Annotated in this window: 19 protein-coding genes and 1 pseudogene; 14 read left to right on the top strand and 6 right to left on the bottom strand. The window is 68.6% G+C overall.

Translation table 11 applies throughout. The annotated features are described in order from the left end of the window. The first annotated feature begins 231 nt into the window (after positions 1-231). On the top strand, positions 232-1,140 hold the full coding sequence (locus ACFIMZ_RS29350) for a LysR family transcriptional regulator (protein WP_431822970.1): 909 nt from the start codon (positions 232-234) through the stop codon (positions 1,138-1,140). Here the strand turns inward: ACFIMZ_RS29350 and ACFIMZ_RS29355 are convergent, their stop codons facing one another. Then, entirely contained in the window at positions 1,141-3,777 is a 2,637-nt protein-coding gene (locus tag ACFIMZ_RS29355) for an ATP-binding protein (protein ID WP_431822971.1), read from the bottom strand. Positions 3,778-4,195: 418 nt separating this feature from the next. Here ACFIMZ_RS29355 and ACFIMZ_RS29360 point away from each other — a divergent pair, with 418 nt between their 5' ends. The 5 genes from ACFIMZ_RS29360 (at position 4,196) to ACFIMZ_RS29380 (ending at position 11,278) form a co-directional block, all read left to right on the top strand. Further along, positions 4,196-6,082, top strand: coding sequence for an amidohydrolase (locus tag ACFIMZ_RS29360; RefSeq protein ID WP_431822972.1), 1,887 nt, complete (start codon positions 4,196-4,198; stop codon positions 6,080-6,082). A gap of 244 nt (positions 6,083-6,326) precedes the next feature. Beyond that, positions 6,327-6,980 carry a hydrolase gene (locus tag ACFIMZ_RS29365; RefSeq protein ID WP_431822973.1) on the top strand — a complete coding sequence of 218 codons (654 nt, stop codon included), beginning with the start codon at positions 6,327-6,329 and terminating at the stop codon, positions 6,978-6,980. A gap of 52 nt (positions 6,981-7,032) precedes the next feature. Continuing rightward, a complete protein-coding gene (locus tag ACFIMZ_RS29370; protein WP_431822974.1) occupies positions 7,033-8,691 on the top strand; it encodes an MFS transporter in 1,659 nt (552 codons plus the stop codon). Next, complete coding sequence (locus tag ACFIMZ_RS29375; protein WP_431822975.1) at positions 8,688-9,803, top strand: HlyD family secretion protein; 1,116 nt, start codon at positions 8,688-8,690, stop codon at positions 9,801-9,803. The genes ACFIMZ_RS29370 and ACFIMZ_RS29375 overlap by 4 nt, the downstream gene beginning before the upstream one ends. Next, on the top strand, positions 9,782-11,278 hold the full coding sequence (locus ACFIMZ_RS29380; protein WP_431822976.1) for an efflux transporter outer membrane subunit: 1,497 nt from the start codon (positions 9,782-9,784) through the stop codon (positions 11,276-11,278). Before ACFIMZ_RS29375 ends, ACFIMZ_RS29380 begins: the two co-directional genes overlap by 22 nt. 81 nt (positions 11,279-11,359) lie before the next feature. Here ACFIMZ_RS29380 and ACFIMZ_RS29385 read toward each other — a convergent pair whose 3' ends face one another. Then, positions 11,360-12,823: a mechanosensitive ion channel domain-containing protein gene (locus tag ACFIMZ_RS29385; protein ID WP_431822977.1), complete on the bottom strand. Its 1,464-nt coding sequence runs from the start codon at positions 12,821-12,823 to the stop codon at positions 11,360-11,362. 75 nt (positions 12,824-12,898) lie between these two features. Further along, complete coding sequence (locus ACFIMZ_RS29390; protein WP_431822978.1) at positions 12,899-13,312, bottom strand: DoxX family protein; 414 nt, start codon at positions 13,310-13,312, stop codon at positions 12,899-12,901. Positions 13,313-13,380: 68 nt separating this feature from the next. Here ACFIMZ_RS29390 and ACFIMZ_RS29395 point away from each other — a divergent pair. Further along, a pseudogene (locus tag ACFIMZ_RS29395) lies at positions 13,381-14,166 on the top strand (RNA-guided endonuclease InsQ/TnpB family protein); the annotation flags it as partial. A gap of 187 nt (positions 14,167-14,353) precedes the next feature. Here the strand turns inward: ACFIMZ_RS29395 and ACFIMZ_RS29400 are convergent. After that, complete coding sequence (locus ACFIMZ_RS29400) at positions 14,354-16,153, bottom strand: ATP-binding protein (RefSeq protein ID WP_431822979.1); 1,800 nt, start codon at positions 16,151-16,153, stop codon at positions 14,354-14,356. A gap of 590 nt (positions 16,154-16,743) precedes the next feature. Here ACFIMZ_RS29400 and ACFIMZ_RS29405 point away from each other — a divergent pair. Further along, entirely contained in the window at positions 16,744-17,385 is a 642-nt protein-coding gene (locus ACFIMZ_RS29405; protein WP_431822980.1) for an HD domain-containing protein, read from the top strand. A gap of 150 nt (positions 17,386-17,535) precedes the next feature. On the opposite strand, the gene ACFIMZ_RS29410 is transcribed toward ACFIMZ_RS29405, so the two are convergent. Both ACFIMZ_RS29410 and ACFIMZ_RS29415 read right to left on the bottom strand, forming a co-directional pair. Next, positions 17,536-18,357 carry an alpha/beta fold hydrolase gene (locus ACFIMZ_RS29410; RefSeq protein ID WP_431822981.1) on the bottom strand — a complete coding sequence of 274 codons (822 nt, stop codon included), beginning with the start codon at positions 18,355-18,357 and terminating at the stop codon, positions 17,536-17,538. A gap of 47 nt (positions 18,358-18,404) precedes the next feature. Continuing rightward, entirely contained in the window at positions 18,405-18,827 is a 423-nt protein-coding gene (locus ACFIMZ_RS29415) for a DUF3331 domain-containing protein (protein WP_431822982.1), read from the bottom strand. 576 nt (positions 18,828-19,403) lie between these two features. Between ACFIMZ_RS29415 and ACFIMZ_RS29420 the strand changes: the two genes are divergently transcribed. The 6 genes from ACFIMZ_RS29420 (at position 19,404) to ACFIMZ_RS29445 (ending at position 26,807) form a co-directional block, all read left to right on the top strand. Further along, complete coding sequence (locus ACFIMZ_RS29420; RefSeq protein WP_431822983.1) at positions 19,404-20,225, top strand: alpha/beta fold hydrolase; 822 nt, start codon at positions 19,404-19,406, stop codon at positions 20,223-20,225. 237 nt (positions 20,226-20,462) lie between these two features. Then, complete coding sequence (locus tag ACFIMZ_RS29425; protein WP_431822984.1) at positions 20,463-21,587, top strand: FAD binding domain-containing protein; 1,125 nt, start codon at positions 20,463-20,465, stop codon at positions 21,585-21,587. A gap of 200 nt (positions 21,588-21,787) precedes the next feature. After that, a complete protein-coding gene (locus tag ACFIMZ_RS29430) occupies positions 21,788-22,486 on the top strand; it encodes a hydrolase (RefSeq protein WP_431822985.1) in 699 nt (232 codons plus the stop codon). A 282-nt stretch (positions 22,487-22,768) separates the two neighbouring features. Then, complete coding sequence (locus ACFIMZ_RS29435) at positions 22,769-24,049, top strand: c-type cytochrome (protein ID WP_431822986.1); 1,281 nt, start codon at positions 22,769-22,771, stop codon at positions 24,047-24,049. Further along, the gene (locus ACFIMZ_RS29440; protein WP_431822987.1) at positions 24,046-24,546 is read left to right on the top strand and encodes a (2Fe-2S)-binding protein; all 501 of its coding nucleotides are present in this window, start codon (positions 24,046-24,048) and stop codon (positions 24,544-24,546) included. The genes ACFIMZ_RS29435 and ACFIMZ_RS29440 overlap by 4 nt, the downstream gene beginning before the upstream one ends. Then, positions 24,546-26,807: a molybdopterin cofactor-binding domain-containing protein gene (locus ACFIMZ_RS29445; RefSeq protein WP_431822988.1), complete on the top strand. Its 2,262-nt coding sequence runs from the start codon at positions 24,546-24,548 to the stop codon at positions 26,805-26,807. Before ACFIMZ_RS29440 ends, ACFIMZ_RS29445 begins: the two co-directional genes overlap by 1 nt. Positions 26,808-26,839: the final 32 nt, after the last annotated feature.

Below are 26,839 nucleotides of genomic sequence, written 5' to 3' on the forward strand. Positions count from 1 at the left end.
CCCGTTCGCGTGCCGGCATCGCGTCTACACGCTAGACGTTCGGCATGCGAATGTCCTGAACGCGGCCTGAATCTTCCTGCCTGCTCGACGAATCACGCGGCCCGCGGTCGGCAGCAAAATGGCCGGCCGCTCATAAGGGGATTTATGGCTGAAATGTTCTGAACTCCATGGGAGAATGCCGGTCGTGTCGACGGCATGACGACCCGACCTCCCCCCTTCCTGGAATCCGTAATGAAGCTGTCATTCGAAGCGCTCGAGGCGCTCGACGCAATCGACCGGACCGGCACGTTCGCCGAGGCCGCCGAACTCCTGCACCGCGTGCCGTCCGCGCTGACCTATCTCGTGCAGAAGCTCGAGAGCGACCTCGGCATCGCGCTGTTCGATCGCAGCGGCCGGCGCGCAAAGCTCACGCACGCGGGGCGCGTCGTCGTCGAGGAAGGCCGCCGGCTGCTGCGCGCCGCGGAGCAGCTCGAATTGAAGGCGCAGCGCGTGCAGGAAGGCTGGGAAACGGAGTTGCGCATCTGCGTCGACGAAATCCTGCCGTTCGAGGCGCTGTGGCCGCACGTGCATGCGTTCTACGCGCTCGACATGGATACGCGGCTGCGCCTGTCGACCGAAGTGCTCGGCGGCACCTGGGACGCGCTGATTTCACGCCGCGCGGATCTCGTCGTCGGCGCGGCCGGCGAACCGCCGGTGTTGCCGAACATCATCGCGCGCCCGATCGGCACGCTGAAGCATGTGTTCGCCGTCGCGCCGGACCACCCGCTCGCCGCGTTGCCCGAACCGCTGCCGATGACGTCGGTCGTCAAGTATCGCGGCGCGGTCATCAGCGATACGTCGCGCGAATCGCAGCCGCGCTCGATCGCCATCGATTCGGGCCAGCCGTATCTCGCCGTGCCGACCCTCGCGGCAAAACTGGCTGCGCAATGCGAGGGACTCGCGGTCGGCACGCTGCCCGAGTGCATTGCGGCGCGCGCGATCTCCGAGGGCAAGCTCGTCGCACGCAAGGTGACGGGCATGCGCGACACCACCCACTGCTATCTCGCGTGGCGCGACGACGAGGCCGGCCGCGCGCTGCGCTGGTGGGTCGAGCAACTCGACCACGCCGACCTCGTGGACCGTTTCACGGCGCTGATCTGATCACGCGATCCACCACGCGTCAAGCGCCTCGCGAGCGGCGGGCGCGCAAGGCGCCGGCTGGGCAAGATCGACACGCAAGCGCGCGAGTTCCGCGACGAACCAGCGCTCCCCGGCGGCATCGGCATGGCGTTGCGCGAGCGCCAGCGTCTCGGCCGCCTCGACAGGTCGCCCGCCGTCGTGCAGGCAGCGTGCGTAGCGTGCCAGCAGCAGCGTGAGCGGCGCATGGCAGCCGGTCGCGCGCAACGTGTCAAGCGCCGCCCGGAACTGCGGCAGCCGCGCCGTGCCGGCATCCGTATCGGCGCGCAGATACTCGTCGTAGCAATCGCAGCACGCGAGCCAGGTCGCGATCCCGGCACGGGTCGCGCACGTCCGTAACGCGTCGATGCCTTGCGCCGCCACATCCGCTGCTCCGCAGAGCAGCGCGACCGGCACCAGCCCTTCGGCCAGCACATAGCCGGTCACGAGATCGTGCGCGTAACCGGACGCCCGCTCGAACGCATGCCGCGCGAGACGCAATGCGTCATCCGCGGCGCCCTGGCACCAGCGCACGCGCGCCAGCGTCGCCTGCGCGACGATCCCCTGCTCGATATGCATGCCGAGCGCTTCCCAGCGGTGCGCGCCATGGTCGTACGCGCGCAGCATCCGTTCGAGCCGCTCGCCGGCAGCGTCCTGCTCGCCCGCATAGTGCAGCGCGACGGCTTCGCTGCGCAGCGCCAGCACCTGCGACGCCGGCTGAGCGAGCGCACGGGCGCGCTCGCTCAGCCGGCCTGCCCACTGCAGCGCGGTGCGCACGTCGCCCGCCAGCTGGCACGCGGTCCAGTGGCCCCAGAGCGCGCGCAGTTCGTACTCGGTGTCGCGTTCGGCGAGCGCGAGCGCGTGCACGTTGGCCCACGCGTCGTGCACGGCGCGCGTCGGACCGGCCGTGTAGGCGAGCGACGCCGCGTAGGCCGCGAGCAGCCGCATGCGTGTGCCGGCGGACACCGGCGCGATCTCGGGATCGAGCGTCGCGTCGAGCGCGATGCGCGAGCGCTCGCAGCATTCGTCGACGAGCGACAGGTCGAACAGGCACGGCACCGCGACCGTCGCGAGCTCGACGCCGACCGCCTGGTCTCCGCGCGGCGAGAACGCCCAGTCGAGCGCGGTGCGAAGGTTGCCGAGCTCGTGCCGGAACGCCGCGAGCCACGCGCCGGGCCGCGACGCGTCAATCCCGTGCGGCGCCTCGGTCAACAGCACCCGGAAGTACCGGGCATGCGCGAGCGACGCGGCCTTGCGTTCGCCGTTGTCCTCGAGCTGCTGCAGCGCGTACGCACGCGTGACGGCCAGCAGCCGGTATCGCGTCGCCCCGTCCGCGCTATCGCGGATCACGAGCGACTTCGACACGAGCCCGCCAAGCGCATCGAGGGCCTGGGCCCGCGAAAAGCCGCGCGCGCCGACGACGTGACAGACGGCGTCGAGCGAAAAACCTTCGAGGAACACGCCCAGCGAACGCAGCAGCACGCGCTCGGGTTCGTCCAGCAGACGATAGCTCCAGTCGAGCATGGCCTTCAGTGTCTGGTGGCGCGGCAACGCGGTCCGAAAGCCGCCGGCCAGCACCCGGAAATGGTCGTCGAGATGGCCGGCCAGCACTTCGATGCCGAGCACCGCGGCGCGCGCCGCGGCGAGCTCGATCGCGAGCGGCAGGCCGTCCAGCCGGCGGCACACGCCGCCGATCACGCGCAGGCTGGCGGCGTCGACCGGAAAGCGCGGATCGCCCGCCCGCGCGCGCGCGACGAACAGCTGGACCGCGCCGGCCCGCAGGATCGCGTCGCTCGCGTCGTCCTCGGCAGGCACGTCGAGCGGCGGCACCGGCTGCAGCCGTTCACCCGGAATGCGCAGCGCCTCGCGGCTGGTCGCCAGCACGCCGATCTCCGGACAGGCGTCGGTAATCGCGCCGGCGATCTGCGCGGCGGCATCGATCAGATGCTCGCAGTTGTCGAGCACCAGCAGGATACGGCGTCCGGCCAGATGGGCGACGATCGCGGCGAGCGACAGGCCGCCGACGGGCTGCGCCATCCCGAGCGCGCCCGCGAGCGCATCGAGTGCAAAGCGCGGGTTCGCGACCGATGCGAACGGCACGAACACGATGCCGCCCTCGAACTGCGCGGCCGCGTGCGCAGCCGCCGCCTCCGCGGCCCGCGTCTTGCCGATGCCGCCCGCGCCGACCAGCGTGACGACGCGCGCGCGCTCGAGCGTGGCGAGGATGTCGGCGATCATGCGCTGCCGTCCGATCAGCGCGGCGGGGTCGGCCGGGATGCCGGAGGCAGTCGGGGATGGCACGGGAGCAGGCAGCGCAGCGGCGTCGATCTCGTCGCGCACGACGACGAGCCGGTAGCCGCGCCCGGGAACCGTCACGATCCGGCCGCGGTCGGCGCCGAGCGCCTTGCGCAGCGTGGCGATCTGCACCTGGAGGTTGTTTTCCTCGACGACGGTATGCGCCCATACGCGGCGCATGATGTCGTCTTTCGACACGAGCGCGCCGTCGGCCCGGATCAGCAGTTCGAGGACATCGAACGCACGGCTGCCGATGCGCAACGGCCTGCCGTTCAGGCGAACCTCGCGCGTATCGAGCAGGACTTGCAGGGGTCCAATCCGGATCATGGCGAGACGATAGTTCCGAAAGTGGATCGGCGGCGCGCCGCATGGCGGGGCTCCGCCCGGGACGCTCATGCTACGCCATTTGCCGAATTCGATGAGTCAAATATTCCGAACTCAACGATCGAATAATTTGAATCGATGCGGCCGGCGCAAAGCGATGAACGCGAAAACGGGCAATCGTATCGATCGGATACCCGACGGTCTGCTGCGACGCGCCAAGCAAGCGCGCCGACACCTGCCGCCGCGTGCAGTCGCCGCGCGCTTGCGCGGCCCGCGCACCGCCCGGTTCAGAACATTTCAGGCGCCGCTCAGGACTTTAATCGCGGGCTTGCCTAACGTAGCGGCATAACGTCGGCGCGCTAGGGGCGTGTCGGCATGCCTTCACGGCTCGCGGCGCGAGCACCTCTTCTGGAAACTCACGATGACTGCCCGGACGAACGACGTGGTGACCGCGGACGCGGTCTTTTTCAACGGCAAGATCGCGACGCAGGACGACAGGCGCTCGTTCGTCACCGCGCTGGCGATCAAGGACGGCCGGATCCTCGCGGCCGGCGGCGACCACGACGTGATGCGTCATGCGCGAGGCGACACGCCGCGCATCGACCTGCGCGGCCGCACGGTGATCCCGGGCCTGAACGACTCGCACCTGCACGTGATCCGCGGCGGGCTGAACTTCAACCTGGAGCTGCGCTGGGACGGCGTGCCGTCGCTTGCCGACGCGCTCGACATGCTCCGCCGCCAGGTGGCCCGCACCCCCGCGCCGCAATGGGTGCGCGTCGTCGGCGGATGGAATGAGCTGCAGTTCGCCGAGCGTCGCTTGCCGACGCTCGACGAGATCAACGCGATCGCGCCCGACACGCCGGTCTTCATCCTGCACCTGTACGACAGCGCGCTGCTCAACGCCGCCGCGCTGCGCGCGGTCGGCTATACGAAGGACACGCCGAACCCGCCCGGCGGCGAGATCCAGCGCGACCGGCACGGCAACCCGACCGGGATGCTGATCGCGCGCCCGAACGCCGGAATCCTGTACGCGACGCTCGCGAAGGGGCCGAAGCTCGGCTACGACGACCAGATGAACTCGACGCGGCATTTCATGCGCGAGCTCAACCGCCTCGGCATCACGAGCGCGATCGACGCGGGCGGCGGCTTCCAGGCGTATCCCGACGACTACGCGGTGATCATGGAGCTCGCCAGGCGCGGCGAACTGACGATGCGCATCGCGTACAACCTGTTCACGCAGAACGCGAAGAAAGAGATCGAGGACTTCGCGAAGTGGGTGAAGATGACCAGGCCCGGCGACGGCGACGAGTTCCTGCGCGTGAACGGCGCGGGCGAGATGCTCGTGTTTTCCGCCGCCGACTTCGAGGACTTCCTGGAGCCGCGCCCCGACCTGCCCGCATCGCTCGAAGAAGAGCTGACCGCGGTCGTGCGGCTGCTCGTGCAGCACCGCTGGCCGTTCCGCCTGCACGCGACCTATGACGAGTCGATCAGCCGCTTCCTGAACGTATTCGAGGCGGTCAACCGCGAGATCCCGTTCAACGGGCTGCGCTGGTTCTTCGACCACTGCGAGACGATCTCGGAAGCGAACATCGCGCGCATCGCCGCGCTCGGCGGCGGCATCGCGGTGCAGCACCGGATGGCCTACCAGGGCGAGTACTTCATCGCCCGCTACGGCGCGGAGGCCGCCACGCGCACGCCGCCGATCCGCGCGATGCTCGCGGCGGGGCTGCCGGTCGGCGCGGGCACCGACGCGACGCGCGTCGCGAGCTTCAACCCGTTCGTGTCGCTGTACTGGATGGTATCGGGGCGCACGGTGGGCGGCACCGCGCTGTATCCGGAGCGCAACCGGCTCGACCGGATGGAGGCGCTGCGGCGCTACACGGTCGGCAGCGCGTGGTTCTCGAACGAGGAGGATCGCAAGGGCGCGCTGGTGCCGGGTCAGTACGCGGACTTCGCGGCGCTGACGGACGACTACTTCACGGTCGACGAAGCGCAGATCAAGACCTTGTCGTCGGTGCTGACGGTCGTGAACGGCAAGGTCGTGCACGCGGACGAGGAATTCGCGCCGCTGGCGCCGCCGCCGCTGCCGGTCAGCCCGGCGTGGTCGCCGGTGGCCGAATTCGGCGGCTACAGCCGCTACCGGCCCGTCGCGTCCGCATCCGCGTCCGAGCGCGCGTGCGTGGACGGTTGCGCGAAGCTGTGCGGCGTGCACGGTCACGGCCACATGTTCGCGTGGCGCAGCAACGTGCCGGTAAGCGACGACAACGGCTTCTGGGGCGCGCTCGGCTGCAGCTGCTTCGCCTTCTGACGTGCTGCCGCCCGCGCCATCGCCCAAGCGCGACGCGTGAACTTCCGCGAGCCGGCCCCCGGCTCGAACGGCAGGGCGTGCCCCGCCCCGCCACCGATTCGCCACGCATTGCAAGCGCGGCGGCTCACGCCGCGACCGCTTGCGTGCAACCCTGCCCTTGACGGCCGCCGGCCGGCAAGGGCACGCGCCGGCGCCCGCTTCGGGCCCACTGTTTCATTGACCCAACCACCGACGGAGATTCAACATGCCTACCGCTCAAGCCAAACCCGGCAAGGCCCTGCTCGACCCGACCAACCACACGCTGATCATGATCGACTTCCAGTCGCAGATGTCCTTCGCGACCAAGTCGATCGACGCCGTGTCGCTGCGCAACAATGCCGCGCTCGTCACCAAGGCCGCGAAGGAATTCGGCGTGCCGACGATCCTCACGACCGTCGCCGAGAAAAGCTTCTCCGGCCCGATGTTCGAGGAAATCACGTCGGTATTTCCGGAAGAAAAGCTGATCGACCGCACGTCGATGAACACCTGGGAAGACCCGCGCATCGCCGAGCGCGTGAACGCGATCGGCAAGGGCCGTATCGTGCTCGCGGGCCTGTGGACGTCGGTGTGCATCGTCGGCCCGGCGCTGTCGGCGATCGACCAGGGCTTCGAGGTCTACGTGATCGCCGACGCATGCGGCGACGTGTCCGACGAGGCGCACGAGCGCGCGATGCAGCGAATGATCCAGGCCGGCGCGCGTCCGATGACGTCGCTGCAGTACCTGCTGGAACTGCAGCGCGACTGGGCCCGCACGGAAACCTACGCGCAAACCACCAAGACGGCTGCCCAGCACGGCGGCGCGTACGGCCTCGGCATCATCTACGCGAAGACCATGTTCGGCGCGAGCGAAGGCCACTGACCCTCGCCGCGGCGGCGCGCCGATCCGTGCGCGTCGCCGCGTGCCCGACGACATGAACGAAACCGCTTCGTCCGCGCCGCCCCCCGCCGCCATCGCGATGCGTCCCGCGCAGGTCCGCCTGCTGCTGCTCGGGCTCGGCCTCGCGACCGGCATGGAGTTCTATACGTTCGACAGCATGAACCTCGTGCTGCCGGACCTGACCGGCTCGCTCGGCGTGTCGGCCGACGAAGCGAGCTGGCTGCTGACCGTGTACAGCAGCGCGCTGTTTCTCGGCGTGCCGGTATCGATCTGGCTCGCCGGCCACGTCGGCTACAAGCGCTTCCTGCTCGCGACCGTCGTCGCGTTCGCGGCGACGTCGATGGGCGTCGCGCTGTCGCCCGAATTCGATTCGATGCTGCTCTGGCGAGCGCTGCAGGGCTTTTCCGGCGCGGGGCTCGTGGTCTGGTGGCGCGCGAGCATCTACGTGCTGATGCCGAAGCCGCAACGCAGCCCGTCGCTGATGCGCGTCTCGACGGTGCTGTACCTGTCGAGCGCGGCCGGCCTGCTCGCGAGCGGCTACATCACCGACCACTCTCACTGGCGACTCATCCTGCTGCCGAACCTGCTGTACGCGGCGCTCGCGCTGTGGCTGATCGCCCGGCATTTCCCGACGCTGCCGCCGCCGTCGTCGGATCGCCGCATCGCGACCGACTGGCCCGGCATCGTGCTGCTCGGGATCGCGCTGGTGTCGCTGCAGGTGATCCTCAACCGCGGCGAGATCGACGACTGGTTCGGTTCCGCGCACCTGCGCGCGCTCGCCTTCGCGTGCGCGGCCGCGCTGGTCCTGTTCGTCGCGTGGCAGTCGAGCCCGTCGAACCGCACGCCGCTGCTGTGCCTCAACCTGCTGCTCGATCGCAACGTGCTGTCGTCGGCGGTGCTCGGCGTGTTCACCGGCATGATCCTGTCCGGCAGCGTGTTCGTGCTGCCCGAGTTCCTGCGCAATCTCGCCGGCCAGACGTACAGCGCGACGCAAACCGGCCAGATCATGTGCGTGTACGCGCTGTGCGCGGCCGCGATCCGGCCGGCGATGGTCGAGCTGATCGCGCGCGTCGGCCAGCGCAAGGCGATCGCGATCGCGCTGCTGATGCTGGTCGCGTCGATGGTCGCATTCAACCGGCTGATGACGGCCGGCACGCCCGGCCCGTATTTCATCTTGCCGCTGATGCTGTATGCGTGCTGCCTCGCGCCGCTCCTGCCGGCCGTCGGCAGCGGCACGGTCGCGCGCATCGACCAGAACAGGCTGCTCGACGGCGTCTCGCTGTACATGACGTTCCGGCAGTTCGGCGCGTCGCTTGGCGTCGCGATCCTGACGATCCTGATCTCGCATCGCGAGACGCTGCACTCGGCGCGGCTCTACGATCATGTCCGCCTCGACAACCCGGCCACCCGCGACTGGCTCGCGAAGGTCGCGTCGGCGCTCGGCGCGAACGGCGGCTATGCGCCGATCGACGGCGGGCACGCCGCGCTGCGCGTGCTGGCCGAACACGGCGCGCGCCAGGCCGCGACATACGCGTATGCGGACGCATTTGCGTTCATGGCCGTCGTCGGCGTGCTCGCGCTGTGCGTGCTGCCGATCGTCCCGCCGACTCCGGTACAAACCAGGCAAGGACCCTGGCAAGCGCCTGCCGTTTCGCGACATTCCCCCGACATCCCCGCAGAGAATCCGCCATGAACGAAACCTCGCCGCCCGGGCAGCCCGGCGCGCCGGCGAGCGCCGCGCCGCCGCCCGCGAAGCCGGCCGGCAATCGCCGCTCGCTGACCATCGCGCTAGCCGGCCTCGCGATCCTCGCGCTCGCCGCGCTCTGTTTCGTCGTGCCGGCGCTTTATGAGAAGGCCACCGACGACGCCTACGTCGAAGCGCACGTCGTATCGGTCATTCCGAAGATTCCGGCGTACGTGAAGGCGCTGCACGTCGACGACAACAGCAAGGTGCGCGCGGGCCAGTTGCTGATCGAACTCGATCCGCGCGACTACGCGGTACAGCTGTCGCAGGCACAGGCGAGCCTCGCGAATGCGCAAGGCAAGCTGCGCGAGGCGCAGGACCAGATCCCGGTCGCCGACGCGGAAGTCGCGCGCCAGCGCGCCGAGCTCGAGGTCGCGCAGGCCAACGCGCGGCTCGCGCAGGCCAGCCTCGGCCGCCTGCAAGCGGTATCGGACGTCCGCGCGGTGTCGTCCGAACGCGTCGACGAGGGCAAGGCGGCGGCCGCCGGCACGCGCGCGACCGCGGTCGCCGTGCAGGTGCGCATCGATGCCGCGCGGGCGCAGGCCCGGCTCGCGCGGTCGCAGGCGCTCACGGCCGAGGCCGCGGTCGAGCAGGCGCGCGCCGCGCTCGCGCAAGCGAACCTGAACCTGTCCTACGTGAAGATCTATGCGACCGAAAGCGGCACGGTCGCGCGCAAGAGCGTCGAGCCCGGCAATTTCGTGCAGCCCGGCCAGATGCTGCTGTCGGTCGTGCCGGAGACGCTCTACGTCATCGCCAACTACAAGGAGACGCAGTTGACGGACGTGCGCCCTGGCCAGCCGGTCACGATCCGCGTCGACGCGTTTCCGGACCTGCGCCTGAGCGGCCATGTCGACAGCATCCAGCGCGGCACCGGTGCGCGCTTCGCACTGCTCCCGCCGGAGAACGCGACCGGCAATTTCGTGAAGGTCGTGCAACGCGTGCCGGTCAAGATCGTGTTCGATCGTCCGGGCGACGCGCTGCGGTGGATTTCGCCGGGCATGTCGGTCGAAGCGCGCATCGCCATTCGGGAGCGGCCGGCATGGCTCGGATTCCTGAATTGATCCCGCGCGGCCCGCAACGCGCGCGCCGCGGCAGGCCAGCCGCGGCGATCGCGATCGCGACGCTCGGCGCGTGGCTCGCCGGCTGCACCGTTGGCCCCGACTACGTCGCGCCGCATCCCGCGCTGCCGGCGACCTACGCGGAGCGGCCAGCCGCGCCGCTTGCGACTACGCCGGCCGCGCCCGACATGTGGTGGAAGAACCTCGGCGACCCGGTGCTCGACCGCCTGATCGACGACGCGCTGCGCTCGGCGCCCGACCTCGACGCGGCCGAAGCGCGCGTGCGCGAGGCTCGCGCGCGGCAAGCAATCGCGGGCTCGGCCGGTTATCCGGCGCTGGAAGCCGGCGCCGCCTACGACCGCACGCACGGCAGCGCGAACGTGCCCGTCGGCGTGCAGCCCGGCGGGCTCGGCCGGAGCGCCAACGGCAACCTGTATCAGGCCGGCTTCGACGCGTCGTGGGAAATCGACGTGTTCGGCGGCACGCGGCGCACCGTCGAGTCCGCCGATGCGTCCTACGAGGCGGCGGTCGCCGAGCGCGGCGACGCGATGCTGACGCTGCTCGCGGAAATCGCGCGCAACTACGTCGAGCTGCGCGGCGCGCAGCGCCGCCTCGCGGTGGCGCGCGACGACGCGGCGCTGCAGCGCGATGCGCTCGCGCTCACGCGCGCGCAGTTCGACGCGGGGCTGGCGTCGCGTCTTGACGTGTTGCGCGCGCAGGCGCAGGTGTCCGACACGGAATCCGACCTGCCAGCATTCGAGGCGGACGCGCGCGCGTCGATCTACCGGATCGGCGCGCTCGTCGGGCATCCGCCCGAATCCGTGCTGGCCGAACTCGATACCGCCGGCCCGATCCCCGCGCCCGTCGCCGACGTGCCGATCGGGCTGCCGTCGGACCTGCTGAAGCGCCGCCCCGACATCCGCGCGGCCGAACGGCGCCTCGCGGCGGCCCATGCGAGGATCGGCGTCGCGCAGGCCGACCTGTATCCGCACTTCTCGCTGACGGGCGTGGCCGGCCTGCAGAGCCTCGACGCGTCGACCTTTCTCACGATGCCGAGCCGCTATCTGAAAGTCGGCCCCAACATCAGCTGGCTGATCTTCGATGCGGGCAAGGTGCGCTTCGCGGTACGCGCCGAAGCGGCGCGCACCGACGAAGCGGCCGCCGTGTACCGCCGCACGGTGCTGGGCGCGCTGCGCGACGTCGAAACGGCCCTGTCGTCGTATGGCCACACGCAAGTGCGGCGCGATCGGCTCGCCGCCGAGGTCGCGGCGGATCGCGACGCCGTGACGGTCGCGACGCGGCTCTACCGGCAAGGGCTCACCGACTTCCTGCCGGTGCTCGACGCGGAGCGTGCGCTGCGCGCGGCCGACGACAAGCTCGCACAGACCGAGCGCGACGCGGCGCTGGCGCTGGTCGCGCTCTACAAGGCGCTCGGCGGCGGGTGGTCGGCGGGCGGCGACGCGATCGCGCAACGCTGACGGCGTTCAGTCGGCGGCGCCGTCCCGGCCGGGCGAGTGTATGCGTACGAGTCGGACTCGATGCACGCCGAGCCGCAACCGTCAGCCGATCAAGTCGTGAAGACGCTTCATCTCCTTTTCGAGCCATCCGAGCAGGCTGAAGGAGGCGCTCTCCTTCACCTCGGGCGGGATCATCAGCTTTTCCTCCGCCGCGATGTGCTCGGTGACGGACTGGCACATCAGCCTGCCGAGTTCGGGCTTTCGGCCGATGAGCGGCGAAAGGTCGTCGCTTCGCAACTGAAAGACCACGACCGGGGTCACCGCGTAAACGGTCGCGTGCAGCTTCGTGCCGGCCAGCACGACGGACTGGCCGATCGCATCGCCGGGCGCCATGCGCCTGACCTCCACGTCGCCGGCAACGCTGGGCGCGAACACCGACGCCACGCCGGATTCGACAATCGTCAGCATGCGCATATCCGAATCCGACGCGTAGATGACTTCCCCCTTGTTGAAGGTGCGTGACGTGAGCGCGTCGGCGAGCATCGCCAGGTCCGCATCGTCGAGATGCCTGAACAGCTCGACCGCGCGCAGCAGGCGCTGGCGATGCGAAACGGCGGGACGATCGGCAGCCGCGCCGGCGAGCGGGCGCAGTATCACGCCTGCGGAGGACAGGTGCCGATGCACGAGATCGTATAGCCGGTTGCGGGCCGCGGTCTTCTTCTGCAGCGAATCGACATAGCAGACCAGCTCGTACTCGATGGAATTCGTCCGGAATGCCCTCACCGCGGCAATCGGCGCAGGGCTCGCCAGCACGTCCTGCGAGCTCGCGGCGGCGCGTTCGAGGGCATCGAGGACGACGGCCGGCCGGATCTCGGGGTCGATCTCGAGCCCGAGCGTCACGCCGTGCGTGCTGGCGGGCTCGCTCAAGTTGACGATCGTCGCCCTGGCCGCCGCGCTGTTCGGCACGACGACCAGGTTGCCGAGCCCGTTGATCAGTTTCGTCGCCCGCCAGTTGCTTTCGACGATTCGCCCTTCCAGGTCCCCGATGGCGACCGTATCGTTCAGGCGGAACGGCTGCGTGGTGTTCAGCACCAGTCCCGAAAACACATCGTTCAGCGTGTTCTGGATCGCAAGACCGAGTATCACGGCCATGGCCCCGGACGTGGCGACGAGGCCGCTCAGCGGCAGGCCGAGCACATAGCCCAGCGCGGCGACCACGGCGGCGCCGAACACGACGCCCGCCACGATGTCGTGGAAGAGCCGCTGCGCGCGCCATGAACGCGGCAACAGCAAATGATCGAGAACCAGGCTGAACACGATCGCGCACTGGAGCCACCATGCGACGCAGATCGCCTGCACGGCGAGGCGATCGAACCACGCGGGGGATGCGGGAACGGCGAGCGGGCTGACGCCGCTTGCGAACAGCACATAGGTCAGCGCGGCGAATGCGACGCAGCGCCAGGTCTTTCTGGCGACGGATTTCCCGCGCCCCAGCACGCGCCATGCAACGATGTCGGCGATGACGACCGGTGCGCCATAGACGACTGCGGAAGAGAGATTCAGCATGTCGGACCGGAATTCGGGCAAGGGTTGCGATCGGCAACGGCGGCACGGTGCGAGCGTCTCCGCATGCCGCCGGGCCTATTCGACCTTGCGAACGATCGCCGACAGCGAATAGCGGCCGGCGCCCGCGATGGCGATCGTGCCGAACAGGATCAGCAGCATCCACGCGAACTGCGCCTGCTCGGCCGTCCAGTCCGGGTGGACGAACGCCAGCGCGACCACCGTGACGATCATCGCCGGGAGGGCGGCGAGCCGAGGCAATACGCCGGCGATCACGAAGATCGGGCAGATCACTTCCGCGAATATCGCAAACGCGATGGAAACGGTCCTGCCCAAATGAAACGGATCCTCGATAGCGGCAGCCTCGCTCGTGTAGTGCAGCACCTTGGGCAGGCCGTGCACGATCAGCAGCAGCACGCTGGCGCTGACGCGCAGGAACAGCAGGCCGAGATCGGTGGCACGACGGGAAAGATCGGACTGGATGGTGTTCATCAGTTGCTCCGGGAAACTCCGCCATTGATGGCGGGGAGGAAAGGAGCGTTCTTGACAGGCAGCTTCTTCCACGGGTCAGGATGGCCGGCATGATCCTTGTCTACCGCTACCCCGTGAAGTCGCTCGACGGACTCCTTTTCCGTTTCGCCGGCAACACCTTCCGGGTGGTCGGCAGCCGACCGCTTCCCGACGGCAAGATCAAGGACGGCACCCACTTCGCGCAGGATGCGCGCGGCAACGGGTTTCTCAACATCGTGATCGAGATGCCCGAAGTTCAGGCCCGACCGATCCGTTCCGGCGTCGGCATCGATCTCGGCCTGAAAGACTTCGCCGCACTTTCGTCCGGCGAGAAGCTGCCGAATGACCGGTTCGGCCGGCGCGCGGCCGACAAGCTGGCGAAGGCGCAGCGGGCGCGCAAGCACAAGCGGCATATCGCGAAGCTGCACGCCAAGGTGGTCAATGCCCGCGCCGACTTCCAGCACAAGCTCGCGCTCGATCTGGTGCGGTGCTTCGATGACATCGCGCTCGGCAACGTGTCGGCCGTGAAACTCGCCAGAACCAGGATGGCGAAGAGCGTCCACGACGCAGCCTGGTCGTCCTTCCGAAACGAGCTCCGTTACAACGCGATGGCGCACGGAGCCACGTTCGAGGAAGTGGACGAAAGCGGTTCGACCCAGTCCTGTTCGTCGTGCGGATCGACAGACAGCACGACGCGGCCGAAAGGTATCGCGGGACTGCGAATAAGAGCGTGGACCTGCAGTGGCTGTGGTGTCGTGCATGATCGTGATACCAACGCTGCGTTGAACATTCTCCGATGCGGACGTGCATCGCCAGCTGCGGGAATCCTCCGCCTTCAGGCGGAGGAGGACGTCAAGGGGCTATCGATCGATTTGGAAGGCGCGGGCGCGCCGCGCCTTCTGCCGTTTCCACGGAATCCGACTGTAGGCGCGCTTGCGGCCAAAGTCCTGCAAAGTCCTGTTAACCGCTTGAAACGTTCTGAATGCCGCGATGACGAAGCCGGACGCGCGCCCGCCGGCGCGCTCACACGCCCGCTTCCCCTGCCTCGGACCTGAGCAAATGGACTTCCGACCACGCGTCGTGCATGGCTTGCGTCGGGCCCGCCGTGTGTGCGAGCGCGGCGGCGTAAGCCGCCAGCAGCCGTACCCGGGTGTCGGCGGATACCGGCGCCATCTCGGGGTCCTGTGTCGCGTCGAGCGTGATCCGCGCCCGCTCCCGGCATTCGTCGACGAGCGACAGATCGAACAGGCACGGCACGGCGACGGCCGCGAGTGCGATGCCGACCGACCTGTCGCCGCCGGGCGAGAATGTCCAGTCGAGCGCGGCGCGCAGATTGCCGAGTTCGCGCCGGATCACATCGAGGCGGGTGACGGCCCTCGCCCCGTCGTCGCCGTTCGGCGTCTGCCTGAACAGCGCAAGGAAGTAGTTCGCATGCGCGAGCGCCGCGGCCGTGCATTCGCCGTTGTTCTCGAGCTGCTGCAGCGCATAGGCGCGCGTGGTCGCGAGCAGCCGGTAGCGCGGCGCGCCGTGCGCGTTCTCCAGGATCACGAGCGATTTCGACACGAGGCCGGCGATCGCGTCGAGGCGATCCGCATCGCACAGCCCCTTCACGCCGACGACGCTGCGGACCGCTTCGAGCGAGAACCCGTCCCGGAACACGCCGAGCCAGCGCAACAGCAGGCGTTCGGTGTCGCCGAGCAGCCGATAGCTCCAGTCGTACATCGCCTGCAGCGTCTGGTGGCGCGGCAGCGCGGTGCGAAAGCCACCCGTCAGCAGCCGGAAATGGTCGTCCAGATGCGCGGCCAGCACTTCGACGCCCAGCACGGCCGCCCTGGCCGCCGCAAGCTCGATCGCGAGCGGCAGCCCGTCGAGGTGGCGGCAGATCGAGGCCGTCAGCGACAGGCTGCGCGCGTCCAGCGGAAAGCGCGGATCGGCGGCGCGCGCGCGGGCGACGAACAGCTGCACCGCGCTCGTGTCCATGATCGCGCCGTAGCCGTCGCTCTCGCCCGGCACGTCGAGCGGCGGAACCGGTTGCAGGCGTTCACCGTGGATGCGCAGCGCTTCGCGGCTGGTCGCGAGCACGCAAAGCCCCGCGTGCGCGTCGGTGAGCGCGCCGGCGATCTGCGCGGCCGCGTCGATCAGGTGTTCGCAGTTGTCGAGCACGAGCAGCATCCTGCGGCATGCCACGTGAGCGACGACGGCTTCGAGGGTCAGCGATCCGGCCGGCTGCGCGATGCCGAACGCACTCGCCAGCGCGTCGGCCACGAAGCGCGGGCACGATATCGCGGCAAGCGACACGAATGCGATGCCGTCGGGAAAGCGCGCCGCCGCCTGCATGGCCGCTTCGACCGCGACGCGGGTCTTGCCGATCCCCCCCGCCCCGACGAGCGTCACGACGCGCGCGCCATCGAGAGCGGCGAGCACGTCGGCCACCACGTCCTCGCGGCCGACGAGCGCGTTCGGCGCGGCCGCTAATCGCCAGGCCGCCGGACGCGCGTCACGCACGCCCGGCGCGCCGGGCGGCAGGTCTTCACTGTAGCCGCCGACCAGCCGGTAGCCGCGGCCCGGTACCGTCACGATCAGGTCGCGGTCACCGGCGAGCGCCTTGCGCAGCGCCGCGATGTGCACCTGCAGGTTGTTTTCCTCGACCACCGTGTGCGGCCAGACGCGCTGCATGATCTCGTCTTTCGATACCAGCGCGCCGTCCGCACGGATCAGCAGCTCGAGAATCTCGAACGCGCGGCTGCCGATGCGCACCGGCTTGCCGTTCGAGCGAATCTCACGTTTGTCGAGGAAAACGTGAAGCGTACCAATCCGAATCATGGGGGAAGCATTTTAGCGAGTGCGATCAACGGCTTCCGGTGAGAAGCCACGTCGATCGGGGCCACCATGCTACGTCATTTGACGCGCTCAAAGCTTTAAATAATCCGAATTAAAGGACCGAAATTTTTGAAGTGACGCCACACCGGCAAGCACGGCTGTAGCTTGTCTCTTCGCGCGAACGCCTCGCGTCGACAGCCATCGCGGACATTCGCATGCTGTTTCGATCCATAAAACACGAAATGATCATTCATCTATAAAGTCGTTTTCACACGGCCGGATATACGGCTTTCAGAATGTAATTCGTCAATCGTTTAATTAGGCCGAAGAAGCCGATTCCCCGGATCGACGCAGCCGCCCCTCCCTGTTCAGAACGTTTCAGACTCCGCTCAGGACATTCAGCGACCCGTCGCGCGACGATGTTCGCTACCGTCGGCGCAGCAACGCCGGCGAGTTTCCCGGGAACCGCACATGACCGCCCAGACGAACGACGGACCGTCGACCGACACGCTCCTGCGCCGCGCGAAGATTGCGGCGCAGCAACGCATGCCGCCCTTCGCGGCCGCCGTCCGCCCGTCGTGAGGAACACGCTCATGGGCAACCGCATCGCCGGCATCCGGATTCCAGACGGCCCGATCGCGCAGGCCGCCACCGCGGCGGTACGCGGCAGCGAGCCGGAGATCCTGTTCCGGCACGCGATGCGCGTGTTCCTGTTCGCATCGATAATCGGCCGGCGCCGCGGGCTGGCGTTCAACGAGGAACTGCTGTACGTGGTCGCGCTGTTTCACGACATCGGGCTGACCGAGCGCTACCGGCATTCGCGCAGGCGCTTCGAGGTGGACAGCGCCAACGCAGCGCATGCGTTCCTCGACGCGCACGGCGTGCCGGCCGAGGACGCGGCCGACGCCTGGCGCGCGATCGCGCTGCATACGACCTTCGGCATCCACCCTTACATGACGCCGCTGACGGTGCTGCTCGGCGCGGGCGTCGAGACCGACCTGCTCGCGCTGCACTTCGATGAAGTGAGCCGCGCCGAGCGCGACGCGGTCGTGCATGCGTGGCCGCGCGGCGCGGGATTCAAGGAGCTGATCCTCGAAGCGTTCGCGGACGGGATCGCGGGGCGACCCGAGACTGCGTTCGGCAGTGTCTGCGCGGACGTGCTCGAACGCTGCGATCCGAACTATCGCCGCAGGAATTTCTGCGGCCTGGTCCTCGGCTCGATCTGGAAGGAGTGACGCGTTCGTCACGAAGGCCACGAAGGAACTCGGCGTGCCCACGCTCCTCGCGACCATTGCCGAGAAACGTTTCTCCGGCCCGATGTTCGAGAAGATCGGCCACCCGGCACGGCGCCGCCTGTCGGCGCGGTGCCGGCGCGGCCGCGCCTGTCATGCCCGCACGAACGCCAGCAGGTCGTCGTTCAGGCGCCCCGCGTGCGTCAGGTACAGCGCGTGCGGCGCGCCCTCGTACACGCTGAGGGTCGCGCGCGGCACGCGCTTCGCGGCGACCGCGCCGGTCAGCGCGAGCGGCACGGTCTGGTCGTCGTCGCCGTGAATCACGAGCGTCGGTACGTCGAACTTGCCGAGATCCGCGCGGAAATCCGTCTCCGAGAAGGCCCGCACGCAGTCGAGCGTCCCCTTCAACCCGGCCTGCAGCGCCATGGACGTCGTCCAGTCGAGCGCCTCGCGCGAGATCGTCGAGCCGGCCCGGTTCGAGCCGGTAAACAGCGGCCAGAATTGCTCGAGAAACGCCGCGCGATCGGCCAGGATCCCCGCGCGGATGCCGTCGAACACGGCGATGTCGACGCCTTCGCGATGATCGTCGCGCCGCGCGATCAGCGGCGTGACCGAGCCGAGCAGCACGGCTTTCGCGATGCGCTTCGTGCCGTGCCGGCTGATGTAGCGCGCGACCTCGCCGCCCCCCATCGAGAAACCGACCAGCATCACGTCGTTCAGGTCGAGCGTGTCGAGCAGCGCGGCCAGATCGTCGGCGAGCGTGTCGTAGTCGTATCCGGACCACGGCTGGTCGGAGCGCCCGAAGCCTCGTCGGTCATACGCGATGCAGCGAAAGCCGTGCGACGCCAGGTGAACCATCTGGACGTCCCACATGTCGGCGTTCAGCGGCCAGCCGTGAATGAAGACGACCGGCAGCCCGGCGCCCCAATCCTTGTAGTAGAGCGAAACGCCGTCGCGTGTCGTAAACATGCTCATGAGTGTGTTCCTTGCGGTGGAAAAGACTGTGATTGCGCTGCGCCTGCTCAGGAACCGGCCAGGCGGACGACGAGCCGGTCGAGTTCGGTCGCCAGGATCATCTCCGCGCCGTTCGCCGGGCGCTTCGCGCCGCGCCACTGCGGCTTGTAGATCGCGTCGCCGATATGGATCACCCGCCCGGTCAGCGCGCAGCAGCTGCGGATGCGCGACTTCGCGCTGATCCAGCGTTGATCGTCGTAGCGGCAGCGCGTCGGGTCGCTCCACGACACGAGCACCGACGAGTCGGTCTGCCGCTCGACGGCGACGATCGCGCTTCGGCCGCACGCGCCGCGATTCGGCGATTTCGCCGCGACGTCGCGGCAGCGGCGCGCGCCGAACGGATCGCGGCCATACGGCGGCATCGGGTAGTCCGCGCCGTACGACGGGGCGAGCAGCGTGATCATCCGTTCCCAACGATGGAATTCGTTCATGACGGTGAGTCCTGGCGAAAATGCGAGATCCTGGCCGTCTCCTGTCCGTTCTCGTCGCGGCTGGCGTCGCCCCGCAACCCGGTCCGACGCCGATACGTGCCGGGAGCGACCTGCTGCCGACGATAGCGCACGGCCGCTGAAGCGTCCTTGGGTCCGCGCTTAATTCTTCTTGCGGACGGCGGGGCGACCTGCTGTGCGGCCGTGCTCGACAACCGCCTTCAAGACAATTCAGCCCGATTTCAGTACAGGGCCCCGTGCGCGGCTATAGGCTGCGATCTGCGCTCGCCGGCGCCGCGCTCGTATCCGATCCGCGACGGCGCGCGCCCGCCGGCACGAGGCAAGCTTGCCTCGTGCCGGCCGCCATACCAATCCGTTTGACGCGGCGTCGTTCAGCCGCACGCTCAAGGAGCCCCCATGCGTCCTACGCATACCGACGCCGTTCCCTCGACCCGACGCCGCGACATGCTGCTCGCCGGCGCCACCGCCGTTGCCGCCGCCGCCCTGCCCGCGGCGGCATCGGCGGCCGGCGCGCCGAAACATGCCGCCGCCACTTCTGCCCATCACGGAGTTCATGCGATGAACACGATCACCACGAAAGACGGAACGCAGATCTACTACAAGGACTGGGGCTCCGGCCGTCCGGTCGTCTTCTCCCACGGCTGGCCGCTGTGCGCCGACGCGTGGGACGCGCAGATGCTGTTCCTGCTGCAGCACGGCTATCGCGTGATCGCGCACGACCGCCGCGGCCACGGCCGCTCGAGCCAGCCGTCGCACGGCAACGACATGGACACCTATGCCGACGACCTGGCCGCGCTGATCGACGCGCTCGACCTGCGCGAAGCGACGCTCGTCGGCCATTCGACGGGCGGCGGCGAAGTCGCGCATTACATCGGGCGGCACGGCACGAAGCGCGTCGCGAAAGCCGTGCTGATCGGCGCGGTGCCGCCGCAGATGGTGAAGTCGGCGACCAACCCGGGCGGCCTGCCGATGGAGGTGTTCGACGGCATCCGCAAGAACGTCGCCGAGAACCGTTCGCAGTTCTACAAGGATCTCGCGGTGCCGTTCTTCGGCTTCAACCGGCCGAACGCGAAGGTGTCGCAGGGCACGATCGACGCGTTCTGGGCGCAAGGGATGATGGGCGGCGCGTACGGCCAGTATCTGTGCGTGAAGGAATTCTCGGAAGTCGACTACACCGAGGACCTGAAGAAGATCGACGTGCCGACGCTGGTGCTGCACGGCGACGACGACCAGATCGTGCCGATCGACGATTCCGGACGGTTGTCGGCGAAAATCGTGAAGAACGCGCAGCTCAAGGTGATTCCGGGCGGATCGCACGGGATGTGCGTCGTCAACGCGGATCAGATCAACTCGGAACTGCTGGCGTTCCTGAAGGCGTAGTCACGCGGGCGCACCGTCGCCGCGCCGCGCGCCGGAGCACCGCCGGCGCGCGGCTGACGTCAACGCGTGCCCGGCCGTCACGTGCTTGCCGAGGAAGAAGATGATCGAGACGGGCAGCACGCAACGTGGCCGAGCCGCCCGTTGTCGACGTCCGCACCGCACAGGCGCAATCGAACCGACGGTGGCATCATTCAACCGGTGCTCGTTTCGCATCGAAAAGCACAGGAGTAACCCACGATGAAGGTCGTCATTGCCGGTGGCTCGATAGCAGGACTCGCGGCCGCGCTGACGCTCGATTGCATCGGGCACGACGTCGCGCTCTACGAACGCTCGCCCACCCCGTTGCGCGGCCAGGGCGGCGGCGTGGCGGTGCTGCGGCGCATGATGGCGTTTCTCGAGCAGCACGGGCATCACTGCCGCGACATGATCAGCGTGCCGACGCATCGCCGCCGCTGGATCGACCGTGACGGCGCCGTCACGCGCGACGAACCGGAGATGCTGCCGTTCTCGTCGTGGGACGCGGTCTACCGTTCGCTGTGCGGCACGCTGCCGCCGGGGCGGATCCATTACGGCCGCGTGGTCACGGGCTTCGAACAGGACGCCGAAGGCGTCGACGTCCACATCGACGGCGAGCGGGTCCGCGCCGACCTCCTGATCGCCGCCGACGGAACCGGCTCGGGTCTTCGTGCGCGGCTCTTTCCCGGCTATGCGCCGTCGTTCGCCGGATATGTCGCGTGGCGCGGCATCGTCGACGAAGCCGATTTCGACGCCGCGGCAATCGCCACGCTGGTCGAGAACATGACGCTGCACAAGGCGCCGGGCGAATTGTTCATGGCGTTCCTGATTCCCGCGCTCGACGGTTCGCTCGAGCCGGGCGCGAGGCGCTTCAACTGGCTCTGGTATCGCAACGAATCGGACCCTGCCGCATTGCGACGCCATCTGACCGATCGCAACGGGCAAGTCCATCACGCGTCGATTCACCCCGGCGAGCTGTCGGACGACTCCGTCGCGACGCTGATGCAGCTCGCCCGCGAACGGTTGCCGGCCGTATTCTCCCAGCTCGTCCTCGCGACGCGCGCGCCGTTCAATCAGGCGATCTTCGACGCGCTGAGCCCCGACTTCGTCGACGGCCGCGTGGCGCTGGTCGGCGACGCTGCCTGCACCGTGCGGCCGCATACCGCATCGGGCACGTCGAAGGCTGCGCGCGACGCGGTGTCGCTCGCGGAATCGCTGCCCGTGGATGCAACCGACGTCGTCGAGCGGCTCGCACGATGGTCGGCGGAACGCCGCGCGGAAGTGACGTCGCTGCTCGAGAAAGGTCCGCAGCTGGCTGCGGGTTTCGGGCTCGGCAATCCGCTTTGACGAAGACGCGAGCACCGGCCGCGCCGCACATCTGAATTAAGAACAATTCATTTATGTAGTCCTAACGACATCTCCTAGACTCGTCGTGACGGTGGACGCATGTGTGATGAAAATCCTGTCCGCCGAGCACTGCGCGGCGCCCCGATCCGGGCGCCGGCAGCTTCCGATTCAGCTTTCCCGTCGAATAGTGAGATCCAGTCATGGGTAATCCGAAGCTCGAGGTTCTGACACCCCACAACAGTCAGATTATTTTCATCGATCAGCAGCCGCAAATGGCGATGGGCGTGCAGTCGATCGACCGCCAGACGCTGAAGAACAACGTCGTCGGGCTCGCGAAGGCGGCCAAGGTATTCAACATCCCCACCACGCTCACCACGGTCGAAACGGAGAGCTTCTCCGGCTACGCGTTTCCGGAGCTCCTCGACGTGTTTCCGAATCACCCCGTGCTCGAGCGTTCGTCGATGAACTCGTGGGACGACCAGAAGGTGCGCGACGCGCTGGCGAAGAACGGCCGCAAGAAAGTGGTCGTGTCCGGTCTGTGGACGGAGGTCTGCAACAACACGTTCGCGTTGTGCGCGATGGACGAAGGCGACTACGAGATCTACATGGTCGCGGACGCGTCGGGCGGCACGTCGAAGGAGGCGCACGACTTTGCGATGCAGCGGATGATCCAGGCGGGCATCGTTCCCGTGACCTGGCAGCAGGTGCTGCTCGAATGGCAGCGCGACTGGGCGCGCCGCGAGACCTATGACGCCGTGATGGATATCGTCCGCGAACACTCCGGCGCGTACGGCATGGGTGTCGACTACGCCTATACGATGGTCCACAAGGCACCTCAGCGTGCGAAGCAGAAGCACGAGATGCTCGCGCCGGTGCCGGCGCCGATCCCGAAGAAGTAACCGCCGCGCGGCAGGGCGGGCGCCGGATGTCCGGCGCCCGCTTCCGCACCGCCAAAGCGCGGCGCGCCGACGGCGGAAAGCTCAGGAATGCCCATCATACCGACAGCGGATTGAAAGGATTCGCGCGCCCGTCGAACAACCTCGGGCACACGCGCACACACGGGTTAACAACGTTTCAGCGTCGCTTCAGGACTTGCCTGCCGGGCACGCCATAGACTGCGCGCATGATCCGCCGTGCGCATCACCCGACGTGTCGTGCGCATCAATGTGTCTGGAGCACACATGAAACACAAACGACTCTGGTTCGGCGCCGCCGGGATCGCACTCGTCGGCGTGGCCGTCGCGATCGGCATCATGGTCGAGCCGTCGATCGCCCCGATCGAACCGCCCGCGCCCGCCTCGTTCGATCCGCAACTCGTTCGCGCGGGCGCGCGCGTCGTCGCGCTCGGCGACTGCATCGTCTGCCACACCGCGAAGGACGGCAAGCCGTTCGCGGGCGGACTGCCGCTCGCGACGCCGTTCGGCACGATCTACGCGACCAACATTACGCCCGACCCCGATACCGGGATCGGCCGCTGGTCGCAGGATGCTTTCGCGCGCGCGCTGCGCAGCGGGATCGCGCGGGATGGCCACCCGCTTTATCCGGCGTTCCCGTACACCCATTTCACGCGGATCTCCGACCAGGACATCGCGGCCGCCTATGCCTACCTGATGACCCGCGAGCCCGTCCAAGCGTCGACGCCCGCGAACGACCTGATCTTCCCGCTCAACTTCCGGCCGCCGGTTGCGTTCTGGAACATCCTGTTCCTGCGCAAGGGCGAGCACCAGCCCGATCCGGCGCAGTCCGCCCAATGGAACCGCGGCAAGCTGCTCGTCGACGGCCTCGGGCACTGCGCATCCTGCCATTCGCCGCTGAACGCGATCGGCGGCGAGCAGGCCGGCAAGGCGTTCGACGGCGGGATCGTCGACGGCTGGGACGCGCCGCCGCTCAATGCGCTCGGCAACGCCGTGCATCCGTGGACGCAGGCGCAGCTCGTCACGTACCTGCGCACCGGCCGCGCGAGCGAACACGGCGCGGCCGCCGGGCCGATGCTGCCGGTCACGCGCGACCTCGCGACGGTGCCGGTCGAGGACGTCGAGGCGATCGCGTCGTACATCCTGTCGATCCAGAAGCCGGCCCCTGCCCGGCCCACGCTCACCGCCGTCAGCGACACGCCGACGACGCCGGCCGAGCAGCGCGGCGCGGTGCTGTTCCAGGCGTCGTGCGCGCAATGCCATGGTCCCGCGTCGCCGATGCAGGCGATCGGCGAGCGGCCGACGCTCGCATTCAGCACGGCCGTGAACGCGGACACGCCGCGCAACGCGATCCAGATGATGCTCAACGGAATCGGCTGGCACGGCGAGGATACGCTGAACTACATGCCGGCATTCATCGACCAGTACGACGACCGGCAGATCGCGGACCTCGCCGCATACATCCGCGGCGCGTATTCCAGCCGGCCGGCATGGTCCGGCATCGAAACCATGGCCGCGAAGCTCAGAAAGGAGGACGCCGCGCGATGATTACGCTGACCGTCAACGGTGTCCAGCACACGCTCGACATCGACCCGTCCACCCCGCTGCTGTACGTGCTGCGCAACGACCTGCACCTGCACGGCGCGAAATTCGGCTGCGGCCTCGGACAATGCGGCGCATGCACGGTGATCGTCGACGACAAGCCGATGTTCTCGTGCCTGATTCCGGTCGCCGCGATCGGACAGCGCCGCGTGCGGACCATCGAAAGTCTCGGTACGGCCGAGCGTCCGGGGCCGCTCCAGCACGCGTTCATCGACCACCAGGCCGCGCAGTGCGGCTACTGCATCGCGGGAATGATCATGCGCGCGCAGGCGCTGCTCGAACGCCACCCGAAGCCGACCGAAGCCGAATTGCGCGCGCACATGGAGCCGAATCTCTGCCGTTGCGGCACCCACATGCGGATCCTGGCCGCCGTGCGGCAGGTCGCGGGCCTGCAAGCGCCGGACGCCGGCCCCGAACCCGTCACCATCAGCAAGGCACTGTGATGAATCCCCAAGACGATATCGATGAAGGCCGTCGGCAATTCATGGTCTCGGGCGCGCTGTTCGTCGCGTTCAGCCTCGCCCCGGCCGCCCGCGCGATGGCCGAGGTCGTGATCGCCGACGAAGGCGCCGCCGTCCGCGTGTCGAAGGCCACCGAAACGCTGGCCGGCAGCCTGAAGACCAATCCGATGCTGGACGCGTGGATCAGGATCACGCCCGACGGCAAGGTCACCGTGTTCACCGGCAAGGTCGAGCTCGGCACCGGCGTGCGCACCGCGCTGCTGCAGGTGGCCGCCGAGCAGCTGAACATGAAGCCGTCGCTGATCACGTTCCTCACCGCCGATACCGGCGCGTCGCCCGACGAGGGGCTGACCGCCGGCAGCCACACGATGGCCGACAGCGGGTCCGCGCTGCTGAATGCGGCCGCGCAGGTGCGCGGGCTGCTGGTCGACGGCGCCGCGAGGCGGTTCGGCGTCGATCCGCGCAAGCTGACGGTCAGCGACGCGGTGATCAAGGCGCCCGACGGCCGCACGATGAGCTACGGCGACGCGGTGCGGATCGTCGACCTGCATCGCAAGGCCACGCCCACGTCGCCGCTGAAGGACCCGGCCACGTTCACCGTGATAGGCACGTCGCTGCCCCGGGTCGACATTCCGAACAAGGTCACGGGCGGCGTCAGCTACGTGCAGGACATGGCATTGCCCGGCATGCTGCATGCGCGCGTCGTGATGCCGCCCGTCTACGACGCGAAGCTGCTGTCGTTCGACGAGGCCGCGACCCTGAAAATGCCCGGCGTCGTGCGCATCGTCCGCAACGGCAGCATGCTCGCGGTCGTCGCGCGCGGCGAATGGCAGGCCGTCGTCGCGCAGCGCGCGCTCGCGGCAAGTTGCCAATGGTCGCCCGGCCGGCCGCTGCCCGATCGCGACAAGGTTCACGAGGACCTGAAGCACATCGCGACGCAATCCATCGAGATCGCCAACACGCGTGCGGCGACCGCGCCGGCCGCGAAGACGCTGACCGCGACCTTCCGGAAGAACTACTTGCTGCACGGCTCGATCGGGCCGTCCTGCGCGGTCGCGCAGCTCGAGAGCGGCGTGCTGACCGTGTGGACCCACTCGCAGGGCGTCTATCCGCTGCGCGACGCGCTCGCCGAAATGCTGTCGAGGCCGAAGCCGGGCATCCGCTGCATCCACACCGAGGGTTCCGGCTGCTACGGACACAACGGCGCGGACGACGCGGCCGCGCACGCGGCGCTGATCGCGGCCGCAATGCCCGGCAAGCCGATCCGGGTCCAGTGGATGCGCGAGCAGGAGCACACGTGGGACCATTTCACGCCCGCGATGGTCACCGAGGTCAGCGCGTCGCTCGACGCGAGCGGCCACATCGTCGACTGGCAGTACGCGCTGTGGAGCAGCTCGCACAACGAGCGGATCGTCAACGCCGGCCGGCTGCTGCCCGCGCGGATGCTCGAGCCGCCGTTCGCGCCCGCGCCGTCGACGCCGATGCTGCAGCCCGAGGGCGGCGGCGACCGCAACGCGATTCCGCTGTACGCGCTCCCGAACCTGCACATCGTCAATAACTTCTCGCCGACGATGCCGCTGCAGACGTCGGCGATGCGCTCGCTCGGCGCGCATACGAACGTGTGGTCGATCGAGAGCTTCATGGACGAACTCGCGCATGCGGCCGGCGTCGACCCGGTCGAGTTCCGGTTGCGCCACATGCAGGATCCGCGCGCCCGGCACGTGATCCAGCTCGCCGCGACGCGCTTCGGCTGGCCGCGGCCGCCGCGGGCGCGCAATCGCGGCGTCGGCTTCGCGTTCGGCAGGTACAAGAACCTGATGGCCTATGTCGCGATGGCGGTCGAGATCTCGGTCGTCCCCGAAACCGGCCAGGTGACGCTCGACCACGCGGACGTGGCCGTCGACGCCGGGCAGACCGTGTCGCCGGACGGCATCCGCAACCAGATCGAAGGCGGCATCGTCCAGGCCGCGAGCTGGACGCTGTACGAGGCGTTGAAATACGATACGCAACGGGTCCGCAGCTTCGACTGGAGCAGCTATCCGATCCTGCGTTTTTCGGCGGCGCCGCGCAGCCTTAAGGTCCACCTGATCAATCGCCCCGGCGCGCCGTTCCTCGGCGCGGCCGAGGCGTCGATGGGCCCGACCGCCGGCGCGCTCGCGAACGCGATCTTCGACGCGACGGGCCAGCGCATGCGCGAAATGCCGTTTGCCGGCGACGGGCTCAGGCAACGCATCGACGCATAGACGCGCGGACACACAAGGAGGCGCCGGCACGA

Source organism: Burkholderia sp. F1, from assembly GCF_050813845.1.
Classification (GTDB): domain Bacteria; phylum Pseudomonadota; class Gammaproteobacteria; order Burkholderiales; family Burkholderiaceae; genus Burkholderia; species Burkholderia ubonensis.

What these genes read in the sequence shown, in the direction of transcription:
- ACFIMZ_RS29350 (WP_431822970.1), top strand. Translation starts at nt 232, where the DNA reads ATGAAGCTGTCATTCGAAGCGCTCGAGGCGCTCGACGCAATCGACCGG.
- ACFIMZ_RS29355 (WP_431822971.1), bottom strand. Translation starts at nt 3,777, where the DNA reads ATGATCCGGATTGGACCCCTGCAAGTCCTGCTCGATACGCGCGAGGTT.
- ACFIMZ_RS29360 (WP_431822972.1), top strand. Translation starts at nt 4,196, where the DNA reads ATGACTGCCCGGACGAACGACGTGGTGACCGCGGACGCGGTCTTTTTC.
- ACFIMZ_RS29365 (WP_431822973.1), top strand. Translation starts at nt 6,327, where the DNA reads ATGCCTACCGCTCAAGCCAAACCCGGCAAGGCCCTGCTCGACCCGACC.
- ACFIMZ_RS29370 (WP_431822974.1), top strand. Translation starts at nt 7,033, where the DNA reads ATGAACGAAACCGCTTCGTCCGCGCCGCCCCCCGCCGCCATCGCGATG.
- ACFIMZ_RS29375 (WP_431822975.1), top strand. Translation starts at nt 8,688, where the DNA reads ATGAACGAAACCTCGCCGCCCGGGCAGCCCGGCGCGCCGGCGAGCGCC.
- ACFIMZ_RS29380 (WP_431822976.1), top strand. Translation starts at nt 9,782, where the DNA reads ATGGCTCGGATTCCTGAATTGATCCCGCGCGGCCCGCAACGCGCGCGC.
- ACFIMZ_RS29385 (WP_431822977.1), bottom strand. Translation starts at nt 12,823, where the DNA reads ATGCTGAATCTCTCTTCCGCAGTCGTCTATGGCGCACCGGTCGTCATC.
- ACFIMZ_RS29390 (WP_431822978.1), bottom strand. Translation starts at nt 13,312, where the DNA reads ATGAACACCATCCAGTCCGATCTTTCCCGTCGTGCCACCGATCTCGGC.
- ACFIMZ_RS29400 (WP_431822979.1), bottom strand. Translation starts at nt 16,153, where the DNA reads ATGATTCGGATTGGTACGCTTCACGTTTTCCTCGACAAACGTGAGATT.
- ACFIMZ_RS29405 (WP_431822980.1), top strand. Translation starts at nt 16,744, where the DNA reads ATGGGCAACCGCATCGCCGGCATCCGGATTCCAGACGGCCCGATCGCG.
- ACFIMZ_RS29410 (WP_431822981.1), bottom strand. Translation starts at nt 18,357, where the DNA reads ATGAGCATGTTTACGACACGCGACGGCGTTTCGCTCTACTACAAGGAT.
- ACFIMZ_RS29415 (WP_431822982.1), bottom strand. Translation starts at nt 18,827, where the DNA reads ATGAACGAATTCCATCGTTGGGAACGGATGATCACGCTGCTCGCCCCG.
- ACFIMZ_RS29420 (WP_431822983.1), top strand. Translation starts at nt 19,404, where the DNA reads ATGAACACGATCACCACGAAAGACGGAACGCAGATCTACTACAAGGAC.
- ACFIMZ_RS29425 (WP_431822984.1), top strand. Translation starts at nt 20,463, where the DNA reads ATGAAGGTCGTCATTGCCGGTGGCTCGATAGCAGGACTCGCGGCCGCG.
- ACFIMZ_RS29430 (WP_431822985.1), top strand. Translation starts at nt 21,788, where the DNA reads ATGGGTAATCCGAAGCTCGAGGTTCTGACACCCCACAACAGTCAGATT.
- ACFIMZ_RS29435 (WP_431822986.1), top strand. Translation starts at nt 22,769, where the DNA reads ATGAAACACAAACGACTCTGGTTCGGCGCCGCCGGGATCGCACTCGTC.
- ACFIMZ_RS29440 (WP_431822987.1), top strand. Translation starts at nt 24,046, where the DNA reads ATGATTACGCTGACCGTCAACGGTGTCCAGCACACGCTCGACATCGAC.
- ACFIMZ_RS29445 (WP_431822988.1), top strand. Translation starts at nt 24,546, where the DNA reads ATGAATCCCCAAGACGATATCGATGAAGGCCGTCGGCAATTCATGGTC.